General features: G+C 56.8%; 16 protein-coding genes. 14 read left to right on the top strand and 2 right to left on the bottom strand.

Annotated elements, in window-relative coordinates; genetic code table 11:
* Positions 1-130: 130 nt before the first annotated feature.
* Both ACFPQ4_RS03495 and ACFPQ4_RS03490 read left to right on the top strand, forming a co-directional pair.
* On the top strand, positions 131-907 hold the full coding sequence (locus ACFPQ4_RS03495) for an ABC transporter ATP-binding protein (protein WP_378110358.1): 777 nt from the start codon (positions 131-133) through the stop codon (positions 905-907).
* Positions 900-2,165, top strand: a complete 1,266-nt coding sequence (locus tag ACFPQ4_RS03490) for an ABC transporter permease (RefSeq protein ID WP_378110357.1) — start codon at positions 900-902, stop codon at positions 2,163-2,165. The genes ACFPQ4_RS03495 and ACFPQ4_RS03490 overlap by 8 nt, the downstream gene beginning before the upstream one ends.
* 500 nt (positions 2,166-2,665) lie before the next feature.
* Here the strand turns inward: ACFPQ4_RS03490 and ACFPQ4_RS03485 are convergent, their stop codons facing one another.
* Positions 2,666-3,967 (bottom strand): aminotransferase class I/II-fold pyridoxal phosphate-dependent enzyme, encoded by a 1,302-nt coding sequence (locus ACFPQ4_RS03485; RefSeq protein WP_378110356.1) that lies wholly within the window; start codon positions 3,965-3,967, stop codon positions 2,666-2,668.
* A 168-nt stretch (positions 3,968-4,135) separates the two neighbouring features.
* On the opposite strand from ACFPQ4_RS03485, the gene ACFPQ4_RS03480 reads away from it, so the two are divergent.
* On the top strand, positions 4,136-4,921 hold the full coding sequence (locus ACFPQ4_RS03480; protein ID WP_378110355.1) for a helix-turn-helix domain-containing protein: 786 nt from the start codon (positions 4,136-4,138) through the stop codon (positions 4,919-4,921).
* A gap of 74 nt (positions 4,922-4,995) precedes the next feature.
* Here the strand turns inward: ACFPQ4_RS03480 and asd are convergent, their stop codons facing one another.
* Complete coding sequence (gene asd, locus ACFPQ4_RS03475; RefSeq protein ID WP_378110354.1) at positions 4,996-5,787, bottom strand: archaetidylserine decarboxylase; 792 nt, start codon at positions 5,785-5,787, stop codon at positions 4,996-4,998.
* A gap of 166 nt (positions 5,788-5,953) precedes the next feature.
* Here asd and ACFPQ4_RS03470 point away from each other — a divergent pair, with 166 nt between their 5' ends.
* The 11 genes from ACFPQ4_RS03470 (at position 5,954) to ACFPQ4_RS03420 (ending at position 20,432) form a co-directional block, all read left to right on the top strand.
* Positions 5,954-7,099 carry a glycosyltransferase family 4 protein gene (locus tag ACFPQ4_RS03470; RefSeq protein WP_378110353.1) on the top strand — a complete coding sequence of 382 codons (1,146 nt, stop codon included), beginning with the start codon at positions 5,954-5,956 and terminating at the stop codon, positions 7,097-7,099.
* Positions 7,100-7,197: 98 nt separating this feature from the next.
* Positions 7,198-13,521, top strand: coding sequence for a WIAG-tail domain (locus ACFPQ4_RS03465; RefSeq protein ID WP_378110351.1), 6,324 nt, complete (start codon positions 7,198-7,200; stop codon positions 13,519-13,521).
* Between the two features lie 336 nt (positions 13,522-13,857).
* The gene (locus ACFPQ4_RS03460) at positions 13,858-14,736 is read left to right on the top strand and encodes a glycosyltransferase family 2 protein (RefSeq protein WP_378110350.1); all 879 of its coding nucleotides are present in this window, start codon (positions 13,858-13,860) and stop codon (positions 14,734-14,736) included.
* 45 nt (positions 14,737-14,781) lie between these two features.
* A complete protein-coding gene (locus ACFPQ4_RS03455; RefSeq protein WP_378110349.1) occupies positions 14,782-15,816 on the top strand; it encodes a hypothetical protein in 1,035 nt (344 codons plus the stop codon).
* Between the two features lie 27 nt (positions 15,817-15,843).
* Positions 15,844-16,569: a sugar phosphate nucleotidyltransferase gene (locus ACFPQ4_RS03450; RefSeq protein WP_378110348.1), complete on the top strand. Its 726-nt coding sequence runs from the start codon at positions 15,844-15,846 to the stop codon at positions 16,567-16,569.
* Between the two features lie 11 nt (positions 16,570-16,580).
* On the top strand, positions 16,581-17,588 hold the full coding sequence (locus ACFPQ4_RS03445) for a GT-D fold domain-containing protein (RefSeq protein ID WP_378110347.1): 1,008 nt from the start codon (positions 16,581-16,583) through the stop codon (positions 17,586-17,588).
* 14 nt (positions 17,589-17,602) lie between these two features.
* A complete protein-coding gene (locus ACFPQ4_RS03440) occupies positions 17,603-19,024 on the top strand; it encodes a glycosyltransferase family 2 protein (protein ID WP_378110346.1) in 1,422 nt (473 codons plus the stop codon).
* A 127-nt stretch (positions 19,025-19,151) separates the two neighbouring features.
* A complete protein-coding gene (locus ACFPQ4_RS03435) occupies positions 19,152-19,454 on the top strand; it encodes a nucleoside-diphosphate sugar epimerase (protein WP_378110345.1) in 303 nt (100 codons plus the stop codon).
* Between the two features lie 28 nt (positions 19,455-19,482).
* The gene (locus ACFPQ4_RS03430) at positions 19,483-19,818 is read left to right on the top strand and encodes an alpha-helical endospore appendage domain-containing protein (RefSeq protein ID WP_378110344.1); all 336 of its coding nucleotides are present in this window, start codon (positions 19,483-19,485) and stop codon (positions 19,816-19,818) included.
* Positions 19,815-20,111, top strand: coding sequence for a hypothetical protein (locus ACFPQ4_RS03425; protein ID WP_378110343.1), 297 nt, complete (start codon positions 19,815-19,817; stop codon positions 20,109-20,111). Before ACFPQ4_RS03430 ends, ACFPQ4_RS03425 begins: the two co-directional genes overlap by 4 nt.
* Positions 20,112-20,144: 33 nt before the next feature.
* On the top strand, positions 20,145-20,432 hold the full coding sequence (locus tag ACFPQ4_RS03420) for a hypothetical protein (protein WP_378110342.1): 288 nt from the start codon (positions 20,145-20,147) through the stop codon (positions 20,430-20,432).
* Positions 20,433-20,451 lie beyond the last annotated feature (19 nt).

Below are 20,451 nucleotides of genomic sequence, written 5' to 3'. Positions count from 1 at the left end.
CAATATCGTTGGATACAACAGAGCGATCGCGCGGGGAAGGCCGCGCCGATCGCTTTGTTTTTTTGTGCGGAGCGAAGTTGGTCGGTATAATGAAGGGATAGAGTGAATGGTTGCCGAGGGGGATTCGCGAATGGCGTTGCCGCAACAACGAACGACGGTTCCGGCGCTGGAGATGAAGCAGCTGACTGGCGGATATAGCACGCGCAAGCCGGTGCTGCACGGGGTATCGATGACCGTTCATCCCGGAGAGCTGGTAGGACTGATCGGGTTGAACGGCGCGGGCAAGAGCACCGCGATCAAGCATATATTGGGACTTATGGTGCCGCACGGCGGGGAAGTGCGAATCGCGGGAGCTACGCTTGCGGATAACCGTGAAAAGTACCGGGCAATGACGGCTTACGTCCCCGAGCAGCCTTCCCTGTTCCCGAACTTATCGGTAAGGGAGCACATGCGCTGGACCGCGATGGCTTACGGATTGGACAAGGAATCCTCCGAGCGGAAGATGGCCGAGCTTGCGGACACGTTCCGGATGACCGAAGCGCTCGGCGCGCTGCCGGGAACGCTGTCCAAGGGGATGAAGCAGAAAGTGATGCTTATGAACGCGCTGCTCGTCTCGCCGCCGCTGCTCATTATCGACGAGCCTTTTTTGGGATTGGATCCGCTTGCGATCAAAGGCTTGCTTGCGGCGCTGGAAGACGCGAGGGCGAAAGGGAGCGCGATCCTCTTAAGCTCGCATATTTTGCCCGCGCTCGAGCGTAGAGCCGATCGGCTCATCGTGCTGCACCGCGGGCACGTCATCGCGGAGGGAACGCCGTCGTCCGTAATGGCGCAGGCGCGCGAATCGACGCTGGACGACGCGTTCGAAGCGCTCGTGACGGCTGCCGAGGGAGGCAGCCGCCGTGGGTGACCGAATGAAGGAGCAGGCCGAGTTCTTGCGCTCGCTCCGCGCTAATCGGGCGTCTTCTTTTCGCGGCGAGATCGTGCCTTATTTCCGTTACGTCTTTCAGAGCGGTTTCGGTTTGTTCTTATCGGCCTGTTTTTTCGCTGCGCTCATCTGGTACGTGGATCTCATTAAAGCGGTGCCGGCAGACTGGCCCGTGAGGACGGTAGGCATCGTTACGCTCAGTACCGCGGCTGTTATATCTCCGCTGAGGACTTACATGCGTTCGGCGGATACGGTGTTCCTATTGCCGATGGAAACGCAGTTATTGCGCCACTACATAGGTCCGGCCATAGGCAAAGCGAATGCTTCGGGCTTCGTGCGATGCTTGCTCGTCTTCGCGCTCTATGCGCCTATCTATGTCCGGTCCGAAGCTCTGGCAGGCGTAGCGCACGAGCAACCGATGGAATTGGCTATCGTGGCGCTGCTCGTATCGCTAATCGGAGGCTTAAACGCCTATGGCGGATGGCGGGAGCGGCAGCTGGCGTCGGCTAGCTGGCGGCTGCCGCTGCGTGCGGTACGCTGGGGCTTGACCGTATTGGCGATTACCGCGGTGCTTCTTAAGCCGCTCGTATGGGCGATTCCGTTCGTCCTGCTCTGCATGGCGATTCCATCGTTATTGTGGCGACTGTCTTCGCAGCATGCGCTGCCTTGGGAGCGGCTAATCGCGGAGGAAGAAGCCGTTCGGCGCAGGTGGATGGCTTTCCTAGGTTGGTTCGTGGACGTGCCGACCGAATCCGTTAAAACGTATCGGCGCAAATGGATTACGTGGATCGCGGATAGGATGGCTTGGCGTCAAAGCCGAGCATGGCATTATTTGTACACGCTGACGTTGCTGCGCGGCGAGACGTTCGGCGCATTCTTCAGATGGATCATCGTCGCGGCGTTCGTATTGGCGGCATCCGACAATCCGACCGTAGATGCCGTTGTCTACGCTATAGCGTTGCTAGTAGGCGGGATGCAGCTTAGCGAGCTGAAGCGCGTAAGGTTCGTCGAGACCGCGGACGCGCTGCCGATTCCGGCGGAAGAGCGTCTGCCGGCCGCGGCGTCCGTGGCGCGCATGCTCGGTTTGACGGCGGCCGTCGCGCTTGCTTGCGTGGCTGCGGCGACAGCTGGCGGCGATTTCTCACCGACGGTTGATGCGACGGTACTCGCCGTAGGGCTGTTATGGACGGGCTGGCTGCTGCCGCGAAGAATTGCTAAACCGACCGAGGACTTGGACTGAGCGCGTTGCGAAATAACGCGACAGGACCGAGTTATTGCGCAAGAGTAGACTCGATTGTGCAAAATAACGCGACGAGACCGAGTTATTGCGCAAGAGTAGACTCGATTGTGCAAAATAACGCGACGAGACCGAGTTATTGCGCAAGAATAGACTCGATTGTACGAGATAACGCGATGAGACCGAGTTATTACGCAAGAGTAGACCCGTTTGTGCAAGATAACGCGACGAGACCGAGTTATTGCGCAAGAGTAGACTCGATTGTACGAGTTAACGCGACGGGACCGAGTTATTGTGCGAGAGAACGTTTGGTTTTGCGGGATAACGCGGTGAGACAGAGTTAATGTTTTAAGCTGAGGTAAGCCCATGCTGAGATTCAGGAAAATAGGGTAAGATATTCTCCCGAGCGAAGGGGATATCATTAAAAAAGCCCCCAAAGCAAAAAAAATCGCCCGAGCCGTTCAAGAGAACGGCTCGGGCGATTTATCGTTAGGCTAATTCGCTTAAGCTTTGCCGGACTTCACGTCAAGCACCGCTTGATGGATGCGATCGAACAAATCTTCCAGATCTGACTCCTCGGTGCAGGAGAAGGCGACGCGCAGATCGGACGAGCCGAGCGCGATCGTGCCGACGCCGTAGGCGTCGAGCAGTCTTTGACGCACGGACTCCGCGTCTACCGCCAGCTTCAAGCACATGAAGTAGCCGGAGTTAAATTCGTAGTAAGGCAAGTCGTCGCCGAATTTTCCGCTATCAAGCAATTGCTTGACCTTGTTGGCGCGGCCCTTCATGATGTCGAACTTCTGTTGTTTTTGCGTTTCAAATTCGGGAGACTTCAACGCGTGCAGCACGAACGTCTGCGACGGGTGAGCGCCGCTGGAAATCGTCGCGCGAATGATGCCTAGCGTCTTTTGCTCGAGCGAGGACAGAACCGCTTCCGGCAATCCGCCGTAAGTGATGAAGCCTACGCGGAAGCCCCAAACGTATTCTTCCTTCGTCGCGCCGTCGATTTTGATCGGCAGAATGCGCTCGTGCAAGCCGCACAGCTGGCCGAACAACGACTCTTGCAACGAATTTTCGAAGAACAGCCCGAAATACGCGTCGTCGGTTACCGCGACAACGTTAATGCCGGCTTCCGCGGCGTCTTTCAACGCGGCGACGATCTCGCGGCCTTCTTCGGCGTCCGGGGTATAACCGGTCGGGTTGTTCGGGAAATTCAATAGAACGATCGCTTTGCCTTTGCTCTTCTGGGCGAGCAAAGCGTCGCGCAGACCGTCCGCGTTAAAGCGGTTATCCGCGTTGTAGAGCGGATAGTATACCATCTCCGCTCCGCGGCGAATGCCGAAGGTCAGCTCGTAGTTTTCCCAGTTTTTGTCCGGGATGACGATGGCGTCGCCGCTGTCCGCGAACAGATCCGCCACGATGCTAAGGCCGTGAGTCAGCGCGTTAGTCACGATAGGCAGGCTGGTTTTGACGCCGACCATCGAGGGGTTCTCCTTCAGCATCTTGTCGCGCCATACGGTGCGAAGCTCTTGCTTGCCGGCAGGCGGCGCGTATTCGTAAATATCTTTGGGATCGTAAGCGGATAACGTCCGTTGAATGATATCGAGGTGCATCGGAATGCCGTTTTCGGTAGCCATTCCGATCGTCGCGTTATAGCGGTTCGCTTTTTGCTTGGCTTCGGCTCCTTGGCTTAGAATGCCGATCTTAGGGAAATAGATCGCTTTGCCCAGGCCAGACAGCATGTTCAATACGTTGGGAGATTGCGCTGCAATCGTATCGTTTAACTGTTGTGCGAGCGTGTTCATCGTGTTCTTCCTTCCGAATAAACGTAATCAGGCCTATTGGAGCCAGTTGTCATTAGGAGATATTATACACCAACGGGCGGACACCGTCATCTAGATTGACAGAAGCGGCCAACACATTTAAATTCAAGCTAGAAGACGAGTTGCAACGGTTGAGGAGGATTGTGTCGTATGCTAAGTTTGGCGCCTTCATCGTACGTATTGTTAAGCGCATTCGCCAAAATCGTGTGCGAGCCGGGCTGGAAATGGCAGAAGCGGGAAAAGCCGCTGGCCAATTACGATTTATTCTATGTATGGAGCGGCGAAGGGGAAGTTGTCTTGAACGGCAAACCGTATGCGGTCGGCAAAGGCAGTTGCTTCTTGTTTCGACCTGGAGATCATACGAGCGCAACGCATAATCCGCAAAAGCCGCTCGTGTTAACGTATATTCATTTCGATACGAAGGAGCGGCCGGAAGCCGTGCCGGAGCCGTATCGCGTTCTGGAAGACACGTTCGATTTCGAACAGCTGCTGTCCCGCTATGTCCGCTTGTTCCTCGTTCGCACGTTCGCGGCGGAGGAAGAGGCTAGATTGATTTTGAAGCAGTTGGTCATCCACTTGCTCCGCGCGGACTTGGACGAGCCGGTCGAAAGACGGGCAAGCAACCAATTAACAGAGAGCATTCACGAGATCGCGAATTATATCCAGCAACATCCCGGCAACGTGCATCGGGTCGACGATTTGGCTGCCCGGGCGGGGCTGTCCACTCGTTACTTCTCGATCAAGTTCAAGGAACTGATCGGCGTATCCGTGCAGACGTACATGATTAGGTCGCGTATCGAGCGGGCGCAGCATCTGCTCATTCATGCCGGCATGAACGTCACCGAAGTGGCGGACGCGCTCGGGTATCGCGATATTTTCTTCTTCAGTCGTCAATTTAAACAATACACGGGCAAGAGTCCTTCGGAAATTCGCTAATCGTTCAATAGAAAAACGCCTCCATTCCCGCTAATAGCGAAGGATGGAGGCGTTTTTGCGTAAGGGGAGTTCCTTTACTCTACCTTAGTCAAAATGCCGAGCTTCTCGCCCATGCGTACTTTGTCTCCGACTTTAAGGTCGGTGCGAGGAGATAGCGTGCCGTCTTGCGTTAGCAGGACGATCGTGGAGCCGAACTCGAAGTAGGCAAGCTCTTGGCCGCGTTCAAGCTTAGACGGCTGAGGCTCGACGAATTTGATGCTGCTGACGTTCAGCGCGCCGACTTTGACGACGGCCGCCTCGCCTATGTCGTGACGGATGTAGGTGACTAGCCGCTCGTTGCGGGAGAGGACGCGGCGCATGGACGTTAATCCGAATTCGTTCACGGGATAGACGCGGCCGGGAATATGCTCGGTTTCAACCACGTCGCCATCGCAAGGCGAGTGAATGCGGTGGTAATCGGTCGGGCTCAGGTAGAGCACCCAGTAATAGCCGTGCAAATATTGAGCGACGCGCGGAGAACCGTTCAGCAGCTCTTCGATCGTATAATCTTGACCTTTCACTTGCAGCATCAGCCCGTCCGCGATCGTGCCGCACGCGGTGATTTTGGCGTCTACCGGACTAACGAGCGCTCCGGCGGACATGTCGACGGTACGGCTGCCGGGTTTCAGCCTGCGCGTGAAAAACTCGTTCAACGAGCGATACTCCTCTAGCTTTTTCTCCGCTTCTTCCACCGGAATTTTATACATCGAGGCGAACTTTGAAATCCACCTGCGGCTTAATGAGGATTTAGCGAAACGTCCCGTCATTCGGGAAATGAATTTGCGTGAGGACAGCTCCGTCATCATGCGCAGCAGCGAGCGTTTCATGCGGCCGTGCACTCCTTTGTAGTCAAATTGAATTCTGAGACAGTGTGACATATCGGTACGCAAAGTGCAATAGTTGCGGTTTCCATGTCACGCGCCCATCGCCCTGCGGAGGGCAATTGTATATGCTGTCACGAGCAGAAGGGGCCAACGAGGAGATGGGGCATATATGAAGGCGGCTTTTGTCACGCCGGGGGCATTCCCCGTACCTTCAGCCATGGGCGGATCAGTGGAGCGCGTCGTCGAGAAGGTCGTGCCTAGGCTCGCGCCGGAATTGGACGTAGTCATCTACAGCAGAACCGGCACAGGGCTGACCTCGCGGGGGGAACTGAACTATGTGCCGATCGAACGGTTTCCGGCCGTCAGCAAGGAAAAGTATTTTGCTAGCGTATGTCGCAGACTGCAGCGCTTTCGACCGAACATCATTCAAGTGGAAAATCGGCCGAAGTGGGTCCCGCGGCTTAAGCGGCGTTTTCCGGGATGCAGGGTGTGGCTTAACTTGCACTCGACGACGTTCATCTCGGGCTCCAAGCTTCGCAAAAAAGAGCGCGGGCGGTGTCTGAGGGCGGCAGATCGGATTTTCGTGAACAGCGATTATTTGAAGTCTTATATTTTACGGAACGTGCCGAACACGGGGATGAAAATCCACGTCAACCACTTGGGCGTCGAAGCTTTTCGTTTTCCGGGCCATTCGACGTTCGAAGGGCAGGCTTTACGCGCCATCGGACGTGTCGAACGCGGATGGGTCGGGCGCAAAATCGCGTTGTTCGTCGGAAGGCTCGTGCCCCAGAAGGGCGTACATCATCTGCTGGCCGCGGTGCCGGAGATCGTCGCCAAACATCCGGATGCGCTTATCGTTATCGTCGGCAGCGCGCTTTACGGCTCCCACCGAACGACGCGTTACGCGCGTTCCTTGCATCGGCAGGCTAAGGCATGGCGCCATCACGTTCATTTTCAACCTTATGTTTCTCATAACGAAATTCCTCGTTGGTTCGCGATGGCGGATCTCGCGGTCGTCCCTTCGATCGGCAACGAAGCGTTCGGGCTGGTCAATGTCGAGGCCATGGCGGCAGAACTTCCGGTCGTCGCGACGACGGCGGGCGGCATGAAGGAAATCGTCTTAGACGGCGTGACGGGGTTTTTGGTAACGAAGGAGCGTCCGGGAATCGTCCGCGGGCTTGCCGAGCGCATTTCGGAGCTATTCGGCAACGAGGACATGCGATACGAGATGGGTGAAAGAGGTCGGGAACGCGTCATGAATAGGTTCCTGTGGGAGCATACCGCACAGCGATGGTTGCAGCTTACTAGAGAATGAATGCCCGTACACTACGGGGTAACCGCCCATCCTCGTGACGTGCCCATGGGTGAATGCATATGATACTGGAGATTACGATGGATAGGAAGGAGACGGACATGAAAAAGAAGAGGGCATCAAAGCAGCCAAAGTCGCAGCCCAAATCGCGCCGACCGCTATATTACGTCGATAACCCGAACAATCTGGAGCTGAACTGGCTGGATGACATAAAGAGGCCAAGCGATAAGCCGATTACGGTTCACGGCGCCGAGCCGGTGGAAGGCTATGCGAATGAGCAAGCGGAGAGCCGATTAAACCTCGCGAAAGCGAGAACGGGAAGCAGAAATTTCGCCAACGTTATCCCGATTGAGGTGCACCGGTTGTCGGAGCCGTCCGAATTCAACGCCGCTTACGAGTACGTATCCACGCCTCTCCAGATCGACGAAATCGTTGCCGTCGCGACATCGGAGCCGGAGAACACGGCTCTGCAGGTAAAGTTGCAGGAGGCTGCAGCGGACGCGGACGCGATCGTCGCGCTGATCATCGAGGACGAGAGAGAGACGCAAGCCGAAGCGGAAGCGTTGCTTAATTCCCGCGAACTGCGCGCGTCCAAGCTGGAAGAGAAACGCTCGCCTTTCCGTCCCGCACCGCTTGTATACACGGACGATCTGGCCGACGAATCGATTACCGGGGATAAGCTCGCGCCATACTCCATTAGCGCTTCGAGGCTTGCCGCCGAATCTGTCGACGGGCACGCGTTGGCCGACTTCTCGGTAACGGCGATCAAGCTGGCGGACGGGGCCGTTACGAGTTCCAAGCTCGCGACGGAAGCGATCCTCGGCGATCATATCGCCAAGAACGCCATTTCGGGGCAAAAGATTCGCGACCGTTCCATAACAGGAGATAAAATCCGCGACGGCAGCGTATCGTCCGAGAAGCTGGCGGACCGGACGATTAGCGCCGACAAGCTGGCTGAGGGATCGATACAGTCGAAGCACCTGAGCGTGTCAATCATTACGTCGGATTTACTGCAAGATAAAAGCATTACCTCGGATAAAATCCGCAGCGGAGCGATCCGCAGCGACAGCTTGGCGAATGAAAGCATCGACACCTCGAAGCTCGCGGACGGCGCCGTTACGGCTTCCAAGCTGAGAGACAGATCGGTAACCGGGGATAAACTCGCGGGCGGTTCCTTAGCGTCCTATCACCTGACGGACGGACTTATATTGGCGGACCATGTCGCCGTCGGGCAATTGCAGGGAAAGCATTTGGCCCCGAACGCCGTAGAGGCGGAGCACCTCGCGAACGGGGCAGTCGGTACCCGAGAGTTGGCCGACCGGTCCGTATCAGGAATAAAGCTAGCCTCCGAGTCGATTGGAAGCGAGCATCTTCACAAGGGAGCCGTACAAAGCGATCATCTAGCAGAAGAGGCCGTTGAGGCGAAGCACTTGGTCGACGGGGCGGTTATCGCCTCCAAGCTGGCGGAGCAATCCGTCTCGACGCTCAAGCTCGTAGACCACGCCGTTACTTCGACCAAGATCGCGGACCAGAACGTCGTCTCCGGCAAAGTCGCGGACGAAGCGATTCAGTTCCGTCATTTGGCTAAAGGCAGCGTAGGCTCCGAGAAGCTGATCGAAGGAAGCATAGAGTCGCGTCATCTCACCGAGCGGTCGGTAGAGAACGCGCATCTTGCGCTTCGGTCGGTCGGACGGGAGCATCTGCGGGATAAGCTCGTCGGTTCGGAGCAATTGTCCGTAGGGTCCGTAGACTCGCAGCATATCGCGGACGGAGCGGTCGGTCCGGTGCAGTTAGCGGATGGCTCGGTCGGCGCAGGCAAGCTTGCGGACAAATCGGTAGGCGCAAGACAATTAGGCTTGTCCAGCATTCAAACGAGGCATTTGTCTCCGGAGAGCGTAGGCGCGGAGCAATTGGCTACCGGCGCGCTCAGACCCTATCATTTCGGACCGGAGATCGTCATGGGAGACGCGATCGCGTCCGATGTGGTCGAGAGCCGGCATATTCGCGCGAATGCCGTTCAAGCCGAGCACTTGACCGGAGGCTCCGTCGGAACCTATGCGTTGCAGCACGAATCGGTAACGGAGCGGGTCATTGCCCCGGGAGCGGTAGGGGAACGTCAGCTCGGCATACGTTCCGTATTTTCGCATCATCTCGCCGATCATTTGATCACGTCCTTGAAATTATCTCCGGAATGCGTATCGACGGACAAAATCGCGGATTACTCGGTCACCTCGACAAAGCTGGCGGACGCTAGCGTCACCGCAGACAAATTGGACGAATACGCGGTGTACGAGAGAGCGCTGCAAGACGGTTCGGTTACCGGTCGAGCGTTGGCGGAGGGAGCGATCGACGCCCCTCATTTGCAACCGAAAGCCGTTCGTTCTTATCACTTGGAGGACGGGGCCGTTACTTTCAGTGCGATCGCGGACGGAGCGATTACTTCCAGGAGCATCGCCGACCGCTCCGTTCAGGCGAATCATCTGGCCGAAGAAGCGGTACGCGGAATTCATTTGGCGGAGCAGTCCATAGTGGGCTTGCATTTGACGGATAACAGCATACGGGAGCAGCATCTTAACGACGGTATCGTGACTTCGGCTAAGCTGGCGTCGGGTAGCGTCAATGGCGAGCATCTGCGGCCAAGCGCGATCGGATACGGACATATCGCGAGCCAAGCGGTGTCTTCGGTTCACTTGCAGCTTGAATCCGTCGATTCGATTCATCTTCGCAAAGAAAGCATTATGACCGAGCATTTGGCGGTAGATAGCGTCGACGAATCCGCGCTCATCGAAGGCTCCGTAACGACGGGCAAGCTGGCGGACGAGAGCGTTACGGGAGCGAAGCTTGCTCAGGGCAGCGTCGGCGGAGGTCATGTGCAGCTGGAGAGCATCGGCGGCAAGCACTTGCGTCCCGAGTCCGTTCACGGGTTCCATATACGTAAAAATACGATTTCTCTTACGCATTTGGCCCCGGATTTGTTGGAAATCGCCAAGCTGGCCGAATGTCGCGTAAACGCCGAACGGATCGAGTCGGCTGCGGTCGACGAGCGTCATTTGACGGACTATGCCGTTACGTCGATTAAGCTGGCGGATGGAAGCGTCGTAGCCGACAAGCTGGCGGATGGAAGCGTCGAAGCCGGCAAGCTGGCGGAAGGCAGCGTCGTGTCCGGCAAGTTGGCGGAAGGCAGCGTCCTGTCCGATAAGCTGGCGGAAGGCAGCGTGTTATCGGGTAAGCTGGCGGAAGGCAGCGTAGTGTCGGGTAAGCTGGCGGAAAGCAGCGTGGTATCCGGCAAGTTAGCGGAAGGCAGCGTCGTGTCCGACAAGCTGGCGGAAGGCAGCGTAGTGTCCGGTAAGCTGGCGGACGGAAGCGTCATAGCCGGCAAGCTGGCGGAAGGCAGCGTCGTGTCCAGTAAGCTGGCGGAAGGCAGCGTCATAGCCGACAAGCTGGCGGATGGAAGCGTCGTGTCCGGCAAGCTGGCGGACGGAAGCGTCGTAGCCGCTAAGCTGGCGGATGGAAGCGTCGTAGCCGACAAGCTGGCGGATGGAAGCGTCGAAGCCGGCAAGCTGGCGGAAGGCAGCGTCGTGTCCGGCAAGTTGGCGGAAGGCAGCGTCCTGTCCGATAAGCTGGCGGAAGGCAGCGTGTTATCGGGTAAGCTGGCGGAAGGCAGCGTCGTGTCGGGTAAGCTGGCCGATGGCAGCGTGGTGTCCGACAAGTTGGCGGACGGAAGCGTGGTGTCGGGTAAGCTGGCGGACGGAAGCGTCGTGTCCGGCAAGCTGGCGGACGGAAGCGTCGTAGCCGCTAAGCTGGCGGAAGGCAGCGTCGTATCCGGCAAACTGGCGGACGGAAGCGTCGTAGCCGATAAGTTGGCGGAAGGCAGCGTCGTGTCCAGTAAACTGGCGGAGGGCAGCGTAATAGCCGACAAGCTGGCGGAGGAAAGCGTTACGTCCGACAAGTTGGCGGTAGGTAGCGTAGTTACCGATAAACTTGCGGAAGGCAGCATCGTGTCCAGTAAGCTTGCGGATGCTAGCGTCTTATCCGATAAATTGGCGGAAGGCAGCGTAGTCACCGGCAAGTTGGCGGACGGAAGCATCGTAGCCGACAAACTGGCTGAGTTCAGCGTAGTCACAGGCAAACTGGCGGAAGGCAGCGTAGTGACCGGTAAGCTAGCGGACGGAAGCGTCGTAGCCGACAAGTTGGCGGACGGAAGCGTTGATGCCGACAAGCTGGCGGAAGGTAGCGTAGTGACGGGTAAGCTAGCGGACGGAAGCGTAATTGCCGACAAGCTTGGGGAAGAAAGCGTCACGTCGGATAAACTCGCGGTAGGCAGCGTAGTAACAGGCAAGTTGGCGGACGGAAGCGTCACTGCCGAGAAGCTTGCGGAAGGAAGCGTCACTGCCGATAAGCTTACGGAAGACAGCGTAGTGACCGGTAAGCTGGCGGACGGAAGCGTAATAGCCGATAAGCTTGCGGAAGAAAGCGTCACTACCGACAAGCTCGCGGAAGGCAGCGTAGTGACCGGTAAGCTGGCGGACGGAAGCGTCGTGTCGGGTAAGCTGGCGGAAGGCAGCGTCGTGTCCGGCAAGCTGGCGGAAGGCAGCGTCGTATCCGATAAGTTGGCGGAAGGCAGCGTAATATCGGAGAAGCTGGCGGAAGGCAGCGTCGTGTCCGGCAAGCTAGCCGATGGTAGCGTGGTATCCGACAAGTTGGCGGAAGGCAGCGTCGTTACCGTCAAACTGGCCGAAGGAAGCGTAACGTCCAGTAAGCTGGCTGATGGCAGCGTTGGATCCGACAAATTGGCGGAAGGCAGCGTTGTTACCGAAAAGCTTGCGGAAGGCAGCGTAACGTCAAGTAAGCTAGCGGATGGAAGCGTCGGATCCGACAAGTTGGCGGAAGGCAGCGTTGTTGCCGATAAGCTGGCAGAAGGTAGCGTAACGTCCGACAAGTTCGCGGACGGAAGCGTCGGAACCGACAAGTTGGCGGAAGGAAGCATCGTTGCCGGTAAACTGGCGGAAGGCAGCGTAACGTCAAGCAAGCTAGCTGACGGAAGCGTCGTTCCGGCAAAGCTGGCGAACGGAAGCGTATTGTCCAGCAAGCTGGCGGAGGGCAGCGTCGTTTCCACGAAGCTGGCGAACGGAAGCGTATTGTCCAGCAAGCTTGCGGAAGGTAGCGTAGGTTCCGGTAAAATAGCGGACGGCAGCATCATCGCTAGCAAGCTTGCCGAAGGCAGCATCCTTACCAGCAAACTGGCCGAAGGACTTATCGTAGCGAGCAAGCTAGCGGACGGAAGCGTATTGACCGGCAAACTGGCGGAAAATAGTGTTAGTTCCAGTAAGCTCGCGGAAGGCAGCGTAACGTCCGCGAAGCTCTCCGATGGAGCGGTCACCGGCAGCAAGCTAGCCCCGGAAATCATAGAACTGCTAGAGTTGTCCGCATCCATCATAACGCCGGATCGTTTGGCCGACGAAGCGGTGACGTCGGATAAACTGGCGGAGGGCGCGGTGGAAACGAGTAAACTCGCCTACGGCGCGGTAACGTCGGATGAACTGTCTGATGGCTCGGTGGAAACGAGTAAGCTCGCCTATGGCGCGGTGACGACGGATAAACTGGCAGATGGCGCGGTGGAAACGAGTAAGCTCGCCTACGGCGCGGTAACGTCGGATGAACTGTCTGATGGCTCGGTGGAAACGAGTAAACTCGCTTATGGCGCGGTGACGTCGGATAAACTGGCCGAGGGCTCGGTCGAAACGAGTAAGCTCGCCTACAGCGCGGTGACGTCGGATGAACTGGCCGATGGCTCGGTCGAAACGAGTAAGCTCGCTTACGGCGCGGTAACGTCGGATAAACTGGCCGAAGGCGCGGTCGATGGCGAGAAACTACGCGCAGGCAGCATAACGAGAGAGCATCTTAGCGAGAAAATCGTCGGTTCCGAGCATATCGCGGACGGAAGCGTAGGCATAGAGAAGCTATCCGACGACGTACTTGAGCTACTTGCGCAGTTGCAGATCCAGGAGCCGCGATTTGAGCAACCTGAACCAACACCGGCACCGTTCACCACGGACGCCTTCGCGTTTGAGCTGGAAGCAGGTAGCGTAACTGCCAAGCACATCGCGGAAGGTACTATCGGAAACGCGCAACTGTCATTCCTTCCCGTAATCGCGCAGCAACCGGGCGTCTCGCTACTGTTCGGTAGCCAGCCCTATGCTTTCGTTGGCGCCATGGAAACGATCCGGCTGACGGTTTCGTTCGCGGAGCCTTTCGAGGATCTATCTTACGTCCTAGTAGCGATGTGCGATCATCCTTCCTGTATTTGTTACTTGCGCGACAAGAAAGCAAACGAAGCTGAACTCGAAGTCATCCGCACGCGACTGGGACCCGAGCCTAAAGGTTGGATTCAATGGATCGCGGTAGGAACTAAGTCATCGCAATAATATGGGAAAAAGGCGCCGATCTAGGTCGGCGCCTTTCCTGTGCGGGAGTCGTCTTTCCGCCAAATTAGCGTTCTCCTGCACCGTTAAACCGATGAAACCGATAAAACCGATCTCCCTGAGCGAAGGGGATATCGTTATAAAGGGCCGCGAACCCCCATTTCTCCCAACACCGCCTTAAAGCAAATTATCCGATTATGCGCAAGAGACGAGCCTATGCTGGCTCTTTTATGGTAAATAGGTTGCCGTTCCTCCGACCTGTACATATGCCGTTGCGAATGGACACGTCACACATACAATGGTTTGTAAACCGATGCCCGAGCTGAGGGGGTGGATGGATTGGCCTACAAGCGTGGGAGGAAGCCGGTCCGCGCATCCGCGCCGCGTTCGAGGCGCATGAACCAGCGCCTTCCGGCGAAGCTCGCGATGCCTCCCGTACGGTTGACCGACAAGGACGCAACGTCCGGTCAGCTGACGTTGTCTCATTCGTCGCCTTATGTTTCGGTCGTTATTCCGGTCATGAACGAGAGAAGAACGCTTAGCAGGGTGATCGCCGAAGCTTTCCGCGTTCATCCGAAGACGGAAGTCATCGTCGTTGCGAACGGGTCGACTGACGGGTCGATGGCGATCGCCAAAAGATGCGGAGCCAAAGTACTCGCCTACAAACGTCCGTTAGGTCACGATGTGCCAAGGGCGATCGGCGCCAAAGAAGCGCAAGGAGACGTCATCCTGTTCATCGACGCGGATATGGTCATCCCTGCCGCGAAGCTGAGGCCGTTCGTCGATTGCGTCTCCGACGGCGTAGACGTCGCGCTTAACGATTATTCCGGACCGGTTAAAAAAGCAGTCGTACATGGCGTCGTGCTTGCCAAGCATGCGCTTAACCTATTATTCGGCAGACCCGATTTGCAAGGCGCGTCGATGACCGCCATCCCTCATGCGATAAGCCGCAAAGCGCTGGAGCGCATAGGTACGTACGCGCTGTCCGTTCCTCCTTTAGCGCATACGATGGCCATACGCGAGGGACTGAAGGTTCAAAGAGCCGTTCGCATTAACGTTGGACGGTTAAATCCGCTCAGGAGGAAACGCGAACGGAGGCATTCCTTGGAGCCGCTAATCGTAGGCGACCATCTGGAAGCGATACAGTGGTGGCTGAAGCAGACGGATTATCGCGGCGGCTACGAAGACGGAGCGCGACAACGTTGGATGGTGACTTAACAGAAGATGAGAACAAGACGCAGTGCGCCGCGGGCGGCGTCGAAAATGAACGTAAGAAAACACGGAGAGGTCGTTCGCTATAAACGATCAAACTTACAACCATCGTCCGACTTTCGCGGATCGTATGCGCAAGGTTTGCGCGACGGCGAGTTATGGCTCCAATCCCGGCAAGCGGAAAGTATCGGATTCGAGGATGCAAGAGCGGCCGTTCATCGCCTGTGGAGCAACCGGTATTACTCCGAAACCGCGTTAAAGCGCATTGAATGGAAAAGGCTTATTAATCTCGGTGAACGATACGGCGCGGGATTCTTGCAGCGTTGCGCGGATACGAAGCCGATTATGCCGGTTCCGCTGCGCAATACGGCGGCCGCGATCGTCTGTATCCGGCACCCTTCAGGCGCGCTATTTCGCGCGCTAGCGGAGCTTGATGCGTTGCCGCTACAGGAAATCATCGTCGTCGTGTACGGCGTTCAGACGCAGCCGTTGCTGACGGAATTCGTCCCTCCGCGCTCGTCGGTTATCTATTTATCGGACGTAACGGACCCCGATATTGGACGGGCACTAGGCGCTAAACTAGCAGTCGCGAAAATTTTGCTGTTCGTGGACGGCAATAAACCGGTGTCCGCGAGCGTCTTGGCAAGGTTTCTATGGGAATGCGATAGAGGGGCGGATATCGCGCTTAACGATCTGTCCATGAAAAAAATATGGTTTCATGAGCGCGGGGGTATTCAGAAATTGCAAGAATTTCTGAACGCGAGTCTCAATCGCCCGGATTTAAAGTCGAATTCCTTAACGGCGTTGCCCTATGCGTTGTCCCGCAAAGCGCTGGACACGATCGGAGCGGCCACGTTGTGCGTTCCGGCGAAGGCGCATGCCGTCGCCATCTTGAGCAAGCTGCGTATCGTTACCGGCGGCACGGTGGCGGGTTCCGCGCGGACGCCCGCGGGCGAATCCGTTAGCCGCTTGATCGCCGGGGATCATGCCGAGGCGTGGCATACTGCGATCGCGATTAAGGGAAGCAGGCTTACGCGTCCGGATCTGTATCGCAATCGAGAGGTTTTGGGCGACATGGATCGATGATCGTTACAACTACGGGGAGGTATTGTCTTGAAGGCAGTCATACTAGCGGGTGGAACGGGATCGCGCCTCAAGCCGCTTACTTACTGGACGAACAAACATCTGCTCCCGGTCGGTTCCTACCCGATGATCTGTTACGGCGTAGCGAAGCTTCGCGAAGCCGGCATCCGAGATATCGTCATCGTAACGAACCGGTCGGCGATCGGAGGCTTCGCCGAAGTGTTGGGGAGCGGTCGGGATTGGGGCGTATCCATCGTCTATCGGATTCAAGAGGAAGCGGGAGGCATCGCGCAGGCGCTTGAGTTGGCGAGACCGATTATGGCGCCCAAAGAGAAGTTCGTCGTCCTGCTCGGCGACAACCTGTTCGAAGAGAGCTTGCGGCCTTACTGCGAACTATACGAACGGCAAAACGGAGGGGCGATGCTGCTGCTGAAGAAGGTAGCGGATCCTCGCCGATACGGCGTGCCTAAACTGGATGAAGCAAGCGGGCGGATCGCGTACATCGAAGAGAAACCGGAAATTCCGCAGTCGAACTACTGCGTGACGGGGTTATATTTCTACGATACCAGCGTGTTCAACCTTATCGACGGCGTGAAGCCTTCCCGCAGGGGAGAGCTTGAAATTACCGACGTGAACAACGCCTACGCGGAGCTTGGAGTGCTGACCTACCAAGAACTGAAAGCTTGGTGGACGGACGCGGGTACGTTCGAATCGCTAGAGGAGGCAGGAAGGAGACTAAAGGGGGCGATCTCATAAAAGCCCTCATTATGGCTATTCGGTCTTCTCGACAGTCGAAGCGATTCCGCAGCAAAATCCGCGTACGCCGTACCGGCAAACACCGTCGTTCGATTAGGCGTACATCGTTGCGGTCGCCCAAGCGAAAGACGGTTAGCCAGCTACCGACGAATGCGGGTTCCGGATACGGGGCTTCCTTCAGCTCCGAATACGAACTCGGCTACAAGCGCGGGATGATAGACGGCGCGGAGAGATTATTGGAGAAACATTTGCCTACCGATGCCATCATTCCCGGGATCACGGCGACGGAGGCGATGGCGGCAGGCGTCCAAGCGTTAAAAGCAAGGGCGTTGCCTTTGCTCGGAATGGAGAGCGTCTTCGAGGAGTTGGAGGACGCGATTCGGAACCGGCGTCCCTATGCGTTCGTCCGTCTCGGGGACGGCGAATTAATGACGCTCGCCCAGAACGTCGTATTGCCCGTGTCCGAGGTTCGCGCGTCCAGTCCTTATTTGCCGTACGCGGGTATCGTCGTACCGGACCTCGAGGCGCGAGACGAGCTAGCCCGGATCATTCGTTCCGTTAATCTCGTCGGCGTGCCTATTTCCAGGCAACCGCATTTTCAACCGTTATTATTTCGCGTTTTTCAAGCGCACGGCATAGCATGCTCTAGTCTCAAGCTCACGACCTCGACGATGAACTATGCGCTCCATGAGCACGGTTACCTGCAACGGTTGATTGCGGGACGCAGGCTGCTGCTAGTCGGCAACGTCGCGGCGGAACTAGCGCAGGCGCTGAAGGCTCAAGGCCATAACGTCGCGGGGATAGTCTGCCCGGTCAAAGGATATCCGGACGTCGGGCGCGTCGTCGCCGAGGCCGTAACGCACGACTTCGATCTCGCGATCGTGTCGGCGGGCATCCCGGCCGTTCCGATCGTCGCGCGCATTGCTGAGCTTACGGGCAAAGTAGCGATCGATTTCGGCCATTTGGCCGATCAAATAGCGGGGATCAAAACGAGAATCGCCGCGATTCAAAGCGAATAAGAGAGGTGAGAGGCATGGCGGCGTCCCGTAGCCCATCGCATCGGAACAATCGTCGATCCGCCGGGCAACGCGGGCGGCGAAGGAACGGTACCGCAAGAGGAAGTGCCGGCCGTCGCCAAGTCCGAGTAGCTAACCAACCGATTAATGACGGTTACGGCGCGATTTTCAAAGAAGGTTTTGAACAAGGCTATCAGCTTGGCGTTCAGACGGGGATACAGCGGTATCCGGTGCCGTTCGAAGGCACGAGCATCGTCATTCCGACCTACAACCAAGCGGCGCTCGTGCAGCAATGCATCGAGACGATCAAGTGGAACACGCCGGAGCCTTACGAGATCATCGTCGTGGACAACGCTTCGACCGACGGCACGGCTGCCTATTTACAAAAAGTATGCGGCGAGGTCCGATCTCGCGTGTTGGACAAAAACTACGGCTTTTCCGGGGCGATCAACGTCGGTCTGATGATGGCGAAAGGACGCACCATCGTCCTGCTTAATAACGATACGATCGTTACGGCGAACTGGCTGACCAATATGCTGCGTTGCTTGAACAGCGACGAACGCATCGGCATGGTCGGTCCGATTACCAACTACATCAGCGGAAGCCAGCTCGTTAAGGTTCCCTACAAATCGCTTAGGGAGATGCCGGAGTTCGCTAGGCGCAACAACCGTTCGGATCCATCGCGCTGGCGGCAAACGGATAAGCTAATCGGGTTCTGCTTGCTGTTCCGCAGGGAGCTGTTCGAAGAGGTCGGTTATTTCGACGAGGGATTCGAGATCGGCAATTACGAAGATAACGATTATAGCGTCCGCGTACAGCTGCTTGGCAAAAAATTGATGATCGCCGACGATTCCTTCATTCATCATATCGGCAGCGTGAGCATCAAAGCGGTCGGAGATCGCATGGTAAAGGTAAACAATCAGAACGAGGCGTTCTATAATCGCAAATGGCCCCGAATCGGCGAGCTAATGGAGTCTCTAAAAGTACACGCCGTATCTAGAGCCATGCCAGCGGGTACGGCAGCGCTATATCCGGAACGCATCATCGTAAGGGGAGTCGGCGCGGACTATTTTTGGATCGAGCAGGGGACGAGAAGACTCGTGAACGGGGTCGTGAACGTGCCCGTCGTCAAAGTGTCGCACGTCGATTTGCTCCGCTGGCCGATCGGGGAACCGATACAAGCTGGAGAAGCGGAACGCCGATGGTTCGGGCAATCGGGAGCGGATGCGGCCGATGCTACAACTTGCACCGTTAAGATGCCGGACGGAGCGCTTTACTATATCGAGGGGAGCACGATTCGCAAGCTGCAAGGCGAATCTGCCTTACGCGGTTGGAGTTTGCACCTCAAACCCGAGAAGACGATATCGTCCGATCAATTATCCAGGTTGCACGTCGGTTTACCGATCATTGCCCCGCCTGTCATGAAGCAATCGCTATAAAGACGCACTGCCCGCTCGGCCGCCTGCCTGCCGCCGAGCGGGCAGTTGTTGTTCGGCGCCGCTGTGGCAAGCGACGCGAGGCGGCATATGCTATAGATGATTAGAGCGACGGGAGGAGTCGGATCGCATGCAACAAATGCAACAGGAGCTATTGACGGAGATCGTCATCCACTTGTCTCACTCCCATCAGCAGATGGCAAGAATTTTGAGCGCCAAGAGGCAAGTGACCGTCCGAATGGCGCAGCTGATCGACGTGTTGCCGAACGAGCATCCTCATCTGAACGGATTGAGCGGATTGGTCGATAGCTCCACCGAAGTGACCAAGAGCGTAATCTCTTTTTTGAACAGCATAGCGGATCTCGAGGAAGCTGTAGCGGATAGCATGACGCACGTGCTCAAAGCGATCGGGAATTCAGGGGACGAAGAGTGACGATACCGGCCTGGAAAGGAGGGCGACAATGACGCGCGAAGATGCTTATAATATTACGCTTGACGCGATCGCCAAGATGCAATGGAACGTAGCGATGATCCTCGAAGCGAAAGCTACGGAAGCCGAGAAAGTCCGGAATTGGCTGCTTCATCACGTTACGAACGATACTTACGAAGCGCATAGCGAGCAACTGACGACCTGTTTGCAATTTCATGAGCAAAACGTCGAAGTAATCGACGGACTCGTAAAGCTATGTAATGGTCTAAGCCGGAACCTTAAAGAAATCATCAATCCGGAAAAAGATAACTCCGACGCCATGTCGTCGTTCATGAGCGGATTCGGGTCCGAGGATAAAAGCAAATGAGCCGGCGTGAGCAGGAATGGACGATCAAGCTTAGCTTGATGGGCTCCATCGCGAGAAGTCAGGAAGCATTGGCGAAAATTTTGCAGAACGCGGCGAATGTCACTGATCTGACGGGCGTAACTCCGGAGACGTTGCAAGAGCACGTGAGGGTCATTACGGGCATGCAAGGTGCTTTGCTGCACATGGTTACCGGATTCAGTTGGCGCCCGCCCGTAAGAGGTACGCCGGCTTCTCCATGGTTATCGGAACAAATTTCGCAACGCCGACAACATACGGCCGGCAATCGGCGATAACCGGAGGAACATACTTCCAGGAGGTGCCTCGTAATGAAGCGGAAAAAGCGAAGCTCTCGATTGCGCAAGCGAGTCGGAGGGAAGGCGAAGGTAAGGGGAAGCGGTACGCGAAAACGTCCGACGACAAGACGACGGAAGTCGAGAAGCGGCATCGGCAAACTCCGCAACAGAAGTCTCATTCGCGGTCGCAGGCGGCGTATAGCAAGCAGGTTGCAGAGGCCGCGCGCGGATCTGACCCAGGCTTATAACGAAGGATATAATGCAGGGTTCAGCAAAGGCTTCGAGGACGGCCATCAGATCGCTTACGAACAGCAAGCGTGAACGGAGATAGATAGGGTTG

Source organism: Cohnella yongneupensis (assembly GCF_042655785.1).
In the GTDB taxonomy this organism is placed as follows: domain Bacteria; phylum Bacillota; class Bacilli; order Paenibacillales; family Paenibacillaceae; genus Cohnella; species Cohnella yongneupensis.
The sequence above is the reverse complement of the archived record's forward strand: the minus strand, read 5'-3'. Positions and strand labels throughout refer to the sequence as shown.

Coding starts and splice junctions, on each gene's coding strand:
- ACFPQ4_RS03495 (WP_378110358.1), top strand. CDS start 131: ATGGCGTTGCCGCAACAACGAACGACGGTTCCGGCGCTGGAGATGAAG.
- ACFPQ4_RS03485 (WP_378110356.1), bottom strand. CDS start 3,967: ATGAACACGCTCGCACAACAGTTAAACGATACGATTGCAGCGCAATCT.
- ACFPQ4_RS03480 (WP_378110355.1), top strand. CDS start 4,136: ATGCTAAGTTTGGCGCCTTCATCGTACGTATTGTTAAGCGCATTCGCC.
- asd (WP_378110354.1), bottom strand. CDS start 5,787: ATGAAACGCTCGCTGCTGCGCATGATGACGGAGCTGTCCTCACGCAAA.
- ACFPQ4_RS03470 (WP_378110353.1), top strand. CDS start 5,954: ATGAAGGCGGCTTTTGTCACGCCGGGGGCATTCCCCGTACCTTCAGCC.
- ACFPQ4_RS03465 (WP_378110351.1), top strand. CDS start 7,198: ATGAAAAAGAAGAGGGCATCAAAGCAGCCAAAGTCGCAGCCCAAATCG.
- ACFPQ4_RS03455 (WP_378110349.1), top strand. CDS start 14,782: ATGAACGTAAGAAAACACGGAGAGGTCGTTCGCTATAAACGATCAAAC.
- ACFPQ4_RS03445 (WP_378110347.1), top strand. CDS start 16,581: ATGGCTATTCGGTCTTCTCGACAGTCGAAGCGATTCCGCAGCAAAATC.
- ACFPQ4_RS03440 (WP_378110346.1), top strand. CDS start 17,603: ATGGCGGCGTCCCGTAGCCCATCGCATCGGAACAATCGTCGATCCGCC.
- ACFPQ4_RS03435 (WP_378110345.1), top strand. CDS start 19,152: ATGCAACAAATGCAACAGGAGCTATTGACGGAGATCGTCATCCACTTG.
- ACFPQ4_RS03430 (WP_378110344.1), top strand. CDS start 19,483: ATGACGCGCGAAGATGCTTATAATATTACGCTTGACGCGATCGCCAAG.
- ACFPQ4_RS03425 (WP_378110343.1), top strand. CDS start 19,815: ATGAGCCGGCGTGAGCAGGAATGGACGATCAAGCTTAGCTTGATGGGC.
- ACFPQ4_RS03420 (WP_378110342.1), top strand. CDS start 20,145: ATGAAGCGGAAAAAGCGAAGCTCTCGATTGCGCAAGCGAGTCGGAGGG.